The 11,710-nt window shown below is 71.3% G+C and carries 11 protein-coding genes; 8 read left to right on the top strand and 3 right to left on the bottom strand.

All coding sequences use genetic code 11. The features are described from left to right. The first annotated feature begins 105 nt into the window (after nt 1-105). A complete protein-coding gene (locus tag ACFUN8_RS25180) occupies nt 106-888 on the top strand; it encodes a potassium channel family protein (protein ID WP_383641747.1) in 783 nt (260 codons plus the stop codon). A 40-nt stretch (nt 889-928) separates the two neighbouring features. Here the strand turns inward: ACFUN8_RS25180 and ACFUN8_RS25175 are convergent, their stop codons facing one another. The 3 genes from ACFUN8_RS25175 to ACFUN8_RS25165 all read right to left on the bottom strand — a co-directional run bounded on the left by ACFUN8_RS25175 (nt 929) and on the right by ACFUN8_RS25165 (nt 3,510). Continuing rightward, nucleotides 929-1,123, bottom strand: a complete 195-nt coding sequence (locus ACFUN8_RS25175; protein WP_356595543.1) for a hypothetical protein — start codon at nt 1,121-1,123, stop codon at nt 929-931. 135 nt (nt 1,124-1,258) lie between these two features. After that, entirely contained in the window at nt 1,259-1,669 is a 411-nt protein-coding gene (locus tag ACFUN8_RS25170) for a peptidase inhibitor family I36 protein (protein ID WP_383641744.1), read from the bottom strand. A 227-nt stretch (nt 1,670-1,896) separates the two neighbouring features. Next, entirely contained in the window at nt 1,897-3,510 is a 1,614-nt protein-coding gene (locus ACFUN8_RS25165) for an MFS transporter (RefSeq protein ID WP_383641741.1), read from the bottom strand. Nucleotides 3,511-3,647: 137 nt separating this feature from the next. Between ACFUN8_RS25165 and ACFUN8_RS25160 the strand changes: the two genes are divergently transcribed. The 7 genes from ACFUN8_RS25160 to ACFUN8_RS25130 all read left to right on the top strand — a co-directional run bounded on the left by ACFUN8_RS25160 (nt 3,648) and on the right by ACFUN8_RS25130 (nt 11,644). Then, nucleotides 3,648-4,340, top strand: coding sequence for a TetR family transcriptional regulator (locus ACFUN8_RS25160; protein ID WP_383641738.1), 693 nt, complete (start codon nt 3,648-3,650; stop codon nt 4,338-4,340). A 232-nt stretch (nt 4,341-4,572) separates the two neighbouring features. After that, nucleotides 4,573-5,784 (top strand): alpha/beta hydrolase, encoded by a 1,212-nt coding sequence (locus ACFUN8_RS25155; RefSeq protein WP_383641735.1) that lies wholly within the window; start codon nt 4,573-4,575, stop codon nt 5,782-5,784. A gap of 64 nt (nt 5,785-5,848) precedes the next feature. Further along, a complete protein-coding gene (locus ACFUN8_RS25150) occupies nt 5,849-6,742 on the top strand; it encodes a DUF4429 domain-containing protein (protein WP_383641732.1) in 894 nt (297 codons plus the stop codon). Between the two features lie 85 nt (nt 6,743-6,827). After that, nucleotides 6,828-8,150 carry a sensor histidine kinase gene (locus tag ACFUN8_RS25145; RefSeq protein WP_383641729.1) on the top strand — a complete coding sequence of 441 codons (1,323 nt, stop codon included), beginning with the start codon at nt 6,828-6,830 and terminating at the stop codon, nt 8,148-8,150. After that, nucleotides 8,147-8,821, top strand: a complete 675-nt coding sequence (locus ACFUN8_RS25140) for a response regulator (protein ID WP_383641726.1) — start codon at nt 8,147-8,149, stop codon at nt 8,819-8,821. Before ACFUN8_RS25145 ends, ACFUN8_RS25140 begins: the two co-directional genes overlap by 4 nt. 625 nt (nt 8,822-9,446) lie before the next feature. Then, nucleotides 9,447-10,490 carry an alpha/beta hydrolase gene (locus ACFUN8_RS25135; RefSeq protein WP_383641723.1) on the top strand — a complete coding sequence of 348 codons (1,044 nt, stop codon included), beginning with the start codon at nt 9,447-9,449 and terminating at the stop codon, nt 10,488-10,490. Beyond that, nucleotides 10,487-11,644 carry an acyltransferase gene (locus tag ACFUN8_RS25130; RefSeq protein WP_383641720.1) on the top strand — a complete coding sequence of 386 codons (1,158 nt, stop codon included), beginning with the start codon at nt 10,487-10,489 and terminating at the stop codon, nt 11,642-11,644. The genes ACFUN8_RS25135 and ACFUN8_RS25130 overlap by 4 nt, the downstream gene beginning before the upstream one ends. The last annotated feature ends 66 nt before the right edge of the window (nt 11,645-11,710 follow it).

Genomic DNA, 11,710 nt, shown 5'->3' with positions numbered 1-11,710 from the left:
GACGGCCGGTGGCCGGTCCCGTGGGTACGGGGCCGGCCACCGTTCGTCGTGGTGGTGGGGTGTCGCGGTTCCGGCCCGTCGTCGCGTTCCCTACTCTTTCCGGCCATGAAGGAAATACCCGCGCGCGTCCGCTGGGAGCGCCGCACGCAGCGGCCGTTGCTGGCGTTCGCGCTGCTCTTCGGCGTCGCGTACGCCCTGCCCATCGTCATGCCCGGCGCGCACGGCACCGTCACCCGCGCCTGCGCGGTCGTCGAGTGGGTGGTGTGGGGGCTGTTCGCGACGGACTACACGGTGCGGCTCGTGCTGGCGCGCGCCCGTTGGCAGTTCGTACGCCGTCATCCGCTGGATCTGCTCGCCGTACTGCTGCCGATGGTGGCGCCGCTGCGGCTGCTGCGGGTCGTCGCGACGCTGCTGCTGGTGGGGCAGCGGGCGAGGATCGCGAGTCAGATCAGGCTCACGACGTATGTGGTGGGGTCGGTCGCCGGTCTGATGATGTTCGGTTCGCTGGCTGTCCTGGAGGTCGAACGCGACTCCCCCGAGGGGAACATCAAGACGCTGGGTGACGCGGTGTGGTGGTCGTTCACGACGATGACCACGGTGGGGTACGGGGATCTCTCGCCGACGACCGGGCTCGGGCGGCTGCTCGCCATCGGTCTGATGCTGAGCGGGATCGCGCTGCTCGGGCTGATCACGGCGAACATCGCCACCTGGTTCATCTCGCGCTTCGAGCAGGAGAGCGCGGGCGAGAAGCGGCAGACGGCCGCGATCGAGCTGCTGACGGAGGAGGTACGGGCGCTGCGCGCGGAGGTGGGCCGGCTGTCGGGTGCCACCCTGCCCGGTCAAGCGCGGGAGAGCGACGGTACGACAGCCGGCCGCACACCGGTCTGATCGCGCTGTCCGTTCCTGTGGTGCGTACCGAAGTGGCCCGTCAGAGCAGCCACATGAGCGCCAGTACGGTGTCGACGATACCGAGCGTGAAGGCGATCACCGCCGGAACGTACGCGGTGCTCCACCGTCGGCCCATGCCCAGCCAGCCGAGCACGATGGCCAGCGGGCCGAGGACGATCGACAGTACGAACAGTCCCGCGACGGCGAAGACCAGACCGACTATTCCGATGGTCACGCGGTCCGTCCCGTTCCGCGACCCCATCCGGCCGCGTGAACGAGGGTGCTTGCGTGTCCGGGTGTTTCCGAAGCCCGTCATCATCACTCCCTGTGTCGGTGGATGTGGGCTGTCTGAAACCTCGGGTACCCCCGCTCAGCGCTCCCAGACCTTGAAGGCGCGAACGCGGTAGGGCGACTGGGGCACCCAGGTGCCGTCGCCGGGGTACGTCTCGAACTCGCCCGTCTCCTCGCACTCGTGCGACTGGTAGGTGGTCACGGGCCGTCCGATGCGGTTGACCAGGGACTGGGCGTCGGTGCCGGGCGGCAGGGGGACGCAGTTCTGGATCTCGGTGCGGAACAGTTCGTGTGTCTGCCGGGCTCCCCGGAAATCCGGTTTCCCCCACAGACAGAGTTCGCCGGGTCCGCACGCGTCGCGCGGGACGGCGACGGCCGCGGCGGTCGGGGTCGCGGCCGGCAGCAGGGCCGTGGCGGCGGCCAGGGTGGCCGCGGTGAGCAGGGTGACAGGTGTGGTCGTACGCATGGCTGTGCGCGTGCTTGTGCGCATGATGGTGAACCCCCGTGTGGTGCTGATCAGTTGTCCGCACTCTGACCCGGCGGCCCGCTCCACGGGAAGAGGATCTTGCCTGACACCACCCGAACAGGCGACGGCCCCGCCGGGAGGTCCGGGCGGGGCCGTCGCGCTGAATCGCACCGTGTTGACGCCGGGCGCCGGACGCCGGGCGCAGGGAGCCGGGCGCCAGTCGCGGTCGCCGGTCACCGGCGCCGGTCGTGTCAGATGTGGACGCCGCCCCCGGCCGCGTCCGCGTTGTCGCCGCGCTTGGTGCGGGTGGCGACGAAGGCCGCGACCACCGCGACCGCGCCGGCGACCAGGAACGCCAGGCTCATCCCGGACACGAAGGTGTCCTGCATGACCCCGGTGATCTTGTCGAAGATGTCCGGCGTGACGCCGGGCGCCTTCGCCAGCTCGGCCGGTGCGACACCGATCTCGGCCGCCTGTTCCAGGGCCGGGTCCAGTGGCACCGGGATGCCGGCGTCCGCCCAGTTGCCCCCGAGTTCGGAGCTGACCCTGGCGGACATGATGGCGCCGAGCACCGCCGTACCGAGTGCGCCGCCGACCTGCATCGCGGCCTGCTGGAGACCGCCCGCGACGCCGGAGAGTTCCAGCGGCGCGTTGCCGACGATGACCTCGGTGGCGCCGACCATGACGGGCGCCAGGCCCATGCCGAGCAGCGCGAACCAGACCGACATCACGAACGTGCCGGAGTCGGGCGACAGGGTGGACATGCCGAACATGGCGACGGCCGTGGCGACCATGCCGCCGACCAGCGGGACCCGTGGTCCGAACCTGGTGATCAGCATGCCCGCGACGGGCGAGGCGACGATCATCATGGCGGTCAGCGGCAGCAGGTGCAGACCGCTGTCGACGGGGCTCATGCCGTGGACGCCCTGGAGGTAGAACGTCACGAAGAAGAGACCGCCCATGAAGGCGAAGGCCATCAGCACCATCAGGATGGCGCCGGCGCTGAGCGGGACGGACCGGAACATGCTCAGCGGTACGAGGGGTTCCTTGACCTTCGTCTCCCAGACGGCGAACAGGACGAAGCACAGGACGGCGGCGCCGAGGAAGCCCCAGGTGCCGCCCGAGGTCCAGCCCCAGGACTCGCCCGCCTTGATGATCGCCCAGATCAGGGAGAACATCGCGGCCGAGAGCAGCAGGATCCCGACGATGTCGAAGGACTTGGGCGCGTTCGCCGCGCGGTGGTCCTTGAGGATCACCAGGCCGAGGATCAGGGCGACGACACCGACGGGCACGTTGATGAAGAACACCGACTGCCAGCTGACGTGTTCGACCAGCAGACCGCCGACGATGGGGCCGCCCGCCGTGGAGGCGCCGATGACCATGCCCCAGATACCGATGGCCATGTTCAGCTTCTCGGCGGGGAAGGTGGCGCGCAGCAGACCGAGGGCGGCGGGCATCAACAGGGCGCCGAAGACGCCCTGGAGCACGCGGAAGGCGACGACGAACGCCACGCTGTCGGAGAAGCCGATGATGGCGGAGGCCGCGGCGAAGCCCGCGATGCCGATCAGGAAGGTCTGGCGGTGGCCGAAACGGTCTCCGAGCTTGCCCGCGGTGATGAGCGCCACGGCGAGCGCGAGAAGATAGCCGTTGGTTATCCACTGGACCTGGGCGAAGGTCGCGCCGAGGTCCTCCTTGATCACCGGGTTGGCGATCGCGACGATCGTGCCGTCGAGTGCGACCATCATCACGCCGATGGCGACGGAGAAGAGGGTCAGCCAGGGGTGGCCACGCAGGCCCTTGGTGGCTCCCGGATCCGCGTCCCGCGGGTCTCTCGGCGCCGATTTCACGGTGGTCTGACTAGTCATGAACCGAGGCTAATGACAGCCTCTGACAGTTGACAAACCATTTCACCTGTCTGTAACTGTCATGTGGCTCACATCTCATTTCGGGCCGGCATGGACGTACGAAGTGGACCGCGAGTGACGGGAAAGAGGACCGGCGAGTGGTGGACGGGCAGCGGGCGGCACGGCATCCGGCCGGACTGCGCGAGCTGAAGAAGCGGCGCACGCGGGACGCCCTGCTGCGGGCGGCTCTCGATCTGTTCACGACCCGGGGATACGAGGAGACGACCGTCGACGAGATCGCCGACGCCGTCGACGTCTCCCAGCGCACCTTCTTCCGCTACTTCGCCAGCAAGGAGGAGGCGGCCTTCACCATCCAGCACATGGTGGAGTCGCGCTTCCTGGCGGAGCTGCGTCAACGCCCCTCCCACGAGACCCCGTTCGAGGCGATGCATCACGCGGTGCTGGGTTCCTGGGGCCGTATCAACGAGGCGATCGAGGCCCTGATCCCGGTCGAGCTCCATCTGCGCACCTACCGGATGATCGAATCCACCCCCTCGTTGCTGGCCGCGCATCTGCGGCGCGCCACCGAGATGGAGGAGCAGGTCGCGGTGGTGATCGCGGAGCGCGAGGGGCTCGACGTGGAGACCGATCCGCGGCCGCGGGTGGCCGTCGCCGCGTTCTCCGGGGTGATGCGGGTGACGGGACGGCTCTGGGGGCAGGGGCAGGAGACCGGTGTGGACGGGCTGCTCGAACTGACGGCGTCGTATCTGGGCGAACTGGTGCCCACGCTCGCGGGTGACTGGAGCGCCCGGGAACAGCCGCCGGCCACCGAGAACCGACGGGCGATTTGACCAGTTATGCCCGCCAGTTGCGCCACTCACCGAGAGCCACGGAAGGCGCTCGGCATCCCTCCCCGCGAGGCGATTCACCCCTAACGCCCTGTTACGCACGCCACATGGACGCTCCGATGCGTGCGCGCTACCCCGACGGAGCGTGAACAAACGCCAGTTCGCCCCTCAGCAGGGAGGAATCTGGCTCACGCTCGCGTCGAGCGCCTCCGTGCGTCTCCTAGTGTGTCGGGCAGTGACTTCCCTCGACTCCTCCCCGTCCCCCACCGCGTGGCGCGCCCTGCTGGCACTCGCAGTGGTCTTCGTGATGCTGGCGAGCGGCGGCTGGACCGCGCTGCAGCAGCACGGCGAGCACGGCACGGCACGCGAAAGGGCGCTCTCGGCCTGGGAGAAGGGCCGCGTCGGCGACCGCCGGCTGCCGGACCCCGGGTCGTCACCGGGACGGCTGGCGGCGTTCTTCGACTCACTCGGCGCCGCGCAACGCGTCCGGCTCGCCGACAGCTACCCCCTCGTGGTGGGCAACCTCAACGGCGCGCCCCTGACACTGCGCTACCGGGCCAACCGGCTGGCCGTACTCCAGGCACGCGACGCCGAGCGCGAACGGACGGACGACGACCGGCTGTCCGCCGAAGGCCGTCACCAGGCGACCCGGCGGCTGCACCGCTTCCAGTCGCTGGCGGGCGCCGGACGCCAACTCCTCGCCTTCGACCCGACCGGCAACGGCCGCGCCGCCGAGGTCTTCGGCGATCTCGGCGGCGCCGAGCGCGTCTCGGTGGTCGTCCCGGGCGTCGACACGAACCTGCTGACGTTCGAGCGGACCGAACGCCACTACACCGCGCCGGTCGGCATGGCCGAGTCGCTGTACGGCGCGGAGCGGGCCGCCGCGCCCGGTACCCGTACCGCCGTCATCGCCTGGGCCGACTACACCGCGCCCTCCGGTATCGGCATGGACGCGGCGATCGGCAAGCTCGCCTCGGACGGCGCCGTACGGCTCAACGCGCTCACCGCCGCACTGCCCGGCGACTCACGGGTCTCGCTGATCTGCCACAGCTACGGCTCCGTGGTGTGCGGCATCGCCGCGCGCCGGCTGCCCGCCCGCGTCACGGACGTGGCGGTCGCCGGCAGCCCCGGCATGCGGGTCGAGTCGGTGGGACAACTGAACACCCACGCCCGTGTCTGGGCGATGCGCGACCAGGACGACTGGATCCAGATCCTGCCCTACCTGGACGTCGGCGGACTCGGCCACGGCGCCGATCCGGTGACGCCGGACTTCGGCGCGCGGGTGCTGTCCGCGCGGGGCGCGGTCGGCCACGGCGGCTATTTCGAGCCGGGCACGGAGAGCCTGGAGAACTTCGCGGACATCGGGGTCGGTTCGTACCGGAACACCAGTTGTGCGGACACCGGTGACGCCTGCCGGAGCGGAATCCACGGCGACGAAGTGATCTGACGCGCGTAGAACTTGGCGGGCCGAGGTGGCGACGTGCGGGCATTCGCCGCATACGATGAGGCACATGGGTGATGTGCTGGCCGGAATTCATGCCACCTGGGAGTTCGAAAGCGACTCCGTGCTCATCCGCTTCGAACGGGGGATACGCACGCCAAAGCTCTTCCAGGCACTGCGCGAACGGCGCGTACCGCACGAGGCGTTGGCGTCGGTGACGCTCTCCCCGGGCAAGCGCGGGACAGTGGTACTGCACGCCGTACCCAGACCGGGCGCCGACCCGCTCATGGAAGCGGCGGCGGGCCAGCTCAAGGACTCCGGCGATCCGTACCGGCTGGTACTGCCCGCGGAGCGCGAGACCCTCGCGGAGTACTACGCGGACGAGTTGCGCGCCGCCCTCGCCACGACCGCGCCGGACGAGAAGGAGCCCGCCGACCGCTTCCTGGTGGCCGCTCCCCCGGCGCCCCTGAACTTCAAGGCGTACGACGGCAAGGCGTCCTTCGACGGGTCCAAGGTGGCCTTCCGCTGGTTCTGGACCGGCGCGTCGTCGGCGAAGTGGAAGGCCGGCGACCAGCGTTTCGACGTCTCGGAGCTGTGCGGGGTCGAGTGGCGCTCCCCCGAGGTCTTCGACGGCTACCTGCGGCTGCTGCGCCGCGGCGACCAGCAGCAGCCCACCCAGGCCGACCACGACCCGGCGGCGGTCGTCTTCGGCCTCGGCTACGGGCCGGTCCACGAGTCGCTGCCGTTCGCGGCGGCCGTGCTGGCCGCCGTACGGACCTCGGGCGCCGGCCCCGCCGTGTCCGCCGTCACCGGTTCCGTCCCGGTGCCCGCGCTCGCGGCGGCCCGGCCCGACCCCGCCGACATCGCCGAACGGATCCGGCATCTCGGGGACCTGCACGAGGCGGGACTGGTGACGGACGACGAGTTCAGCGCCAAGAAGGCGGAGCTGCTCGCCGAGCTGTGACCCGACCCCCTACTGGGGTATGAGCCCGGCGATGGCTCCTGGGTATGACGCCGCCGGTACGCGCGCTGCATACGCTGGACCGGCCATGAGTACCCAAGAACCGCCTCCCCCCGCGCCGCGCACTACCCGTGCCCGCGAGTCGCTGCGCTCGCTCGGCAACGCCCTGCGCACCCCGGCCGTGTCCACCGAACCGCTCCTGGCCCACGCGTCCAAACGGTGGCAGCGCCTCTTCCCCTACCTCATCACCTTCGGCTTCGCCGTCGCGCTGCTGCCCGCCACGGTCAACGTGCTCGTCCAGGACTACGGCCTGGATGGCGGCTGGGCGGGCGCGCTCGCCACCGCGCAGGCCGCGCCGCTGCTGCTCGCCGTGACCCGGCCGCTCCAGGCGTGGTGGATCGTCCTCACCGCCGACATCATCGGCGCGGTACTGCTCCTGACCACGGCGGACGGCCTCGACGGCCGGTCCTGGCCCTGGACGCCGACGGTCGTCGTCGGCTACCTCCTGCTGATGGTGTGCCTGGGCCTGCGCGAGCCACGCCGCACGCTCCTCGCCGTCTGGCTCACGACCGGGGCGGCGGGGCTGGTCTTCGAGCTGATCTCGCAGAAACACAGCGACGGCGTCCATCTCCTGCTGTTCGTGCTCGCCGGCGTCGCCCTGCTCGTCACGGGCTCCCTGCGCGAGCGCGGCGACGCCCAGCGCAGACTGGTGGAGCAGGAGACGATCAGCGAGGTCGAACGCGCGCAGCGCACGCTGCTGGAGGAACGGGCCCGTATCGCCCGCGAGTTGCACGACGTCGTCGCCCACCACATGTCCGTGATCACGGTGCAGGCCGACTCGGCGCCGTACCGGATCGACGGGCTGCCCGACGCGGCGCGCGAGGAGTTCTCCACCATCGCCGCCGGCGCGCGGGAGTCGCTGACCGAGATGCGACGGCTGCTGGCGGTGCTGCGCAGCGACGGCTCGACGAGCGAGCGGACGCCGCAGCCGGGGCTCGACCGGGTCCAGCAACTCGTGGAAGCGACCGTACGGGCCGGGGTCCCGGCGGAGCTGTCCCTCGCGGCGGACCTCGGTCCCGTCCCGCCGTCCGTGGACCTCTCCGCGTACCGCATCATCCAGGAGGCCCTGTCCAACGTCGTACGGCACGCGCCCGACGCACCGACCCGGGTCTCGGTGACCGGGACGGCGGACTGGCTGACCGTCCTGGTCGTCAACGGCCCCGCGACGGCCCGCACCTCACCGCTGGAGAACTCCGGCACCGGCCACGGGCTGATCGGTATGCGTGAACGCGTACGGTTGACCGGCGGCACGCTGGACACCGGCCCGCTGCCGGACGGCGGATTCCGCGTCGCCGCGAGGCTGCCACTGGCGGCCACCCTCCTCGACCCGACCGCGAAGGACCCGTCTTGACCATCCGCGTGATCATCGTCGACGACCAGGCCATGGTGCGGGCGGGGTTCGCCGCGCTGCTGTCGGCGCAGGCCGACATCGACGTGGTCGGCGAGGCGCCGGACGGTCGCCGGGGCATCGAGGTGAGCCGCGGCACCCACCCCGACGTGGTCCTGATGGACGTCCGGATGCCGGAGATGGACGGCCTGGCGGCGGCGCGCGCGTTGCTGGATCCGCCGGTGGGGGTGGTGCACCGGCCGAAGGTGCTGATGCTGACGACGTTCGACGTGGACGACTACGTGTACGAGGCGCTGCGCGCGGGCGCCTCCGGGTTCCTCCTCAAGGACGCGCCGCCGGCGGACCTGATCTCGGCGGTCCGCGTGGTCGCGGCGGGCGAGGCGCTGCTGGCGCCGTCCGTGACGCGCCGCCTGATCGCGGACTTCGCCCAGCAGCGGCCCGCCCCGCGCAAGGACCGCTCGCTACGGCTGAAGGGGCTGACGCCGCGCGAGACGGAGGTCCTGGAGCTGATCGCGCGGGGCCTGTCGAACCGGGAGATCGCGGATCACCTGATCCTCGCGGAACAGACGGTGAAGACGCATATCGGGCGGGTGCTGGCGAAGTTGGGGCTGCGGGACAGGGCGCAGGCGGTGATTTTCGCGTACGAGTCGGGACTGGTTGCCCCTGGCGGTTGAGCGGTTGCCGGGTCCGCGCCTGCGGGCCGGTTTCGTCCTCAAGCGCCGGACGGGCTGGGGTGGTTGCGGTGGTGGCCGGGTGCCGCTCCGGGGTCATGGCCGGACGGCGTGACTTACGCCGCGTGCACGGCTCGTTGGACCCGGGGGAACCGGGCTTCTCACGCGGCACAAGTCAGCCTGAGTGTCCGACCACGACCCCTGCGCGTCCCCCTTCCAACCCGCGGGAAGGGGTCACGGGGCGGCTTGTACCGGTGTCATGACGGCGTGAGGGGGGCGGGGTCGCAGGAGGGGTGTGTTCGGACACTCAGGCTGACTTGTGCCGCGTGAACGAGGAGGCCGCGTCGGGTCCAACGAGCGTTGCACGCGGCGTAAGTCACGCCGTCCGGACATACCCCTCCGGAGGCCCCGCACCCCGACCCCGACCGGTCACGGCAACCACCCCCAGCCCGTCCGGCGCTTGAGGACAACGACCACCGGCCCGCAGGTGGCAACGGCGACCAAGAACCGAGACACCCCCTACCCAGGTACCACCCCCGACTTGACCCCCCGGTGTGACGCCACGCCACCCGTCGTCTTCCTACCTTCCTCCCGCCACACCCCGTGGCCACGACGAGGGAGACGCGAAATGCGCCGCTACAGAAGGACTTTGGTCGCAGCCGCGCTGATGGCCACCCTGGTGTCCGGCACCGCCGGATGGGCGTCCGGGACCGCGCAACAGCCGGTCACCGGTCCCCCGCCCGGCACCGCCGACTGGCGGCACGACGCGTCGCTCGGGCGCGCGCTGCCCGACCCGGAGACCGCGACGCCCGCCCAAGTCGCGCGATTCTTCGGCACGTTGAGCGCCGAACAGCAACGGGACCTGGCCGAACGGCACCCCGGCGTCGTGGGCAATCTCGACGGCGCCCCCGTCCAACTCCGTTACCGGGCGAACGCGTTGGCCATTTCCAAGGACCCCCGCTATCAGCGCCTCGCGACGGGCGGCGGTCGGCAGATCATCGCCTTCGACCCCAGGGGCCGGGGCACCGTCGCCGAGGTGTACGGGGATCTGCTGACGGCCCGTCATGTGTCCGTCGTGGTGCCGGGTTCGGACATCGACGCGAAGACGTACGACCGGTCGAAGGACCCGTACGGCACCCCCGCCGGGATGGCCACGTCGCTGCGGACCGCGACGAACGGACGTACCGCCGTTGTGGCGTGGGCCGGTTACACGACGCCCGTCGGTGTGGGGCTGGACGCCGCGACCGGGGAGCTGGCCGAGGCGGGGGCGGCGCGGCTGGCCCGGTTCACCGGGGGGCTGAGCGCCGTCGGTGCGAAGGCGCCGGCGCTGTTCTGCCACAGTTACGGCTCCGTCGTCTGCGGGCTCGCCGCGAGCGAGGTGGCGGCGCGCGACATCGTGGTTCTCGGCTCCCCCGGCATGCGCGCCGACAGCGTGGGCGCCCTGCGCACGGACGCGAGGGTGTGGGCCGCGAAGGACCCGTCGGACTGGATCTCCAAGGTCCCGAACGTCGAGTTCCTGGGCCTGGGCCATGGCGCGGACCCGGCGGGCAAGGACTTCGGGGCGCGCCGGGTCCCCGCGCGGACCGCGCACGGGCACACCGGCTACTTCGCTCCCGGCACGGACTCGCTGCGCGCCTTCGCCGCGATCGCCACGGGTGGTGACGTGCGATGAGGCTCGTCGAGAGGATCGAGGCGCGGACGCCCGCGTCCCGGGACCGCGCGATCGACGGTCTGCGCGCGCTGGCGCTGCTCGCGGTGCCGACGGGGCACTGGCTGCTGGGTGGATTCACCCTGGACGAGGGGGCGTTGCGCAACGCGAGCCCGCTGGGCACGTTCGGATTCCTCGCGCCGGTGAGCTGGGTGCTGCAGCTGCTGGGCATCTTCTTCCTGGTCGGGGGGTACGCGTCGGTGCTCTCGTACCGGCGGAGGAAGGGTTCCAAGGCGGTGTGGCTCCGGCAGCGCGTCGCCCGGCTGGGGCGGCCCGTGCTGGGGGTGACGGCGGTGTGGGCGGTGCTGATTCCGGTGCTGTACGCGGCCGGTGTGCCGGGGACGACGTTGCGTACGGGCTCGACGCTGGTGGTGCAGCCGCTGTGGTTCGTGGGGGTGTACGTCCTGGTGACGGCGTTGACGCCGTACTGCGTGGGGGCGGCGCGGCGCCTCGGCGCGTGGGCGGCGGCGCCGTTGCTGGGGGTGGTGGCCGTCGTGGACGTGCTGCGGTACGGCCCGTGGGGCGATTCGATGCCCGGGTGGCTGAGCGTGGTGAACATCCTGCCGGGCTGGCTGTTCGCGTATCAGCTCGGTGTGTCGTGGGGCGAGGGCAGGATCGGCCGGCGGGGCGCGCGGGTGCTGCTGGTGGGCGGCGGGGTGCTGTTCGCCGTACTGCTGGTGGTCTTCCACTACCCGGCGTCGATGGTCGGGGTGCCCGGTGAGGCGCGGACCAATTCGCATCCGCCGTCGCTGCTGGTGCTGGCGCTCGCCTCGGTGCAGAGCGGCGCGGCGATCCTGCTGCGGGACCGGATCGCGCGGGTGCTGCGCAGGCCCGCGCTGTGGGCGCCGGTCGTGGTGATCAACCTGTCGGCGATGACGATCCTGTGCTGGCATCAGACGGCGATGCTGGCGGCGGCGGTGCCGGGGTCGTATCTGGGGGCGGTGCCGGGGCTGACGACGGCGCCGGACTCGGCCGGTTGGATTCTCGGCCGGGTGCTGTGGATGCCGTTGTTCGCGGTGCTGCTGGTGGTGATCGCCCGGTACGCGCGGGTCTTCGAGGCGCCGTGGCAGTCGGGCACGCGGACGGCGAGGGCCTGTCGTGTGGATCAGGCCGGATAAGGGAGCGGGGTCTGGTGCGTGCGATCGCAAGGCGGAGGAGGGAGGCATTGCGGAGCCATGCCGACC

It is taken from the genome of Streptomyces sp. NPDC057307 (assembly GCF_042667665.1).
In the GTDB taxonomy this organism is placed as follows: domain Bacteria; phylum Actinomycetota; class Actinomycetes; order Streptomycetales; family Streptomycetaceae; genus Streptomyces.
Note: the sequence above shows the minus strand (reverse complement) of the source record. Positions and strands in the feature narration are given on the sequence as shown.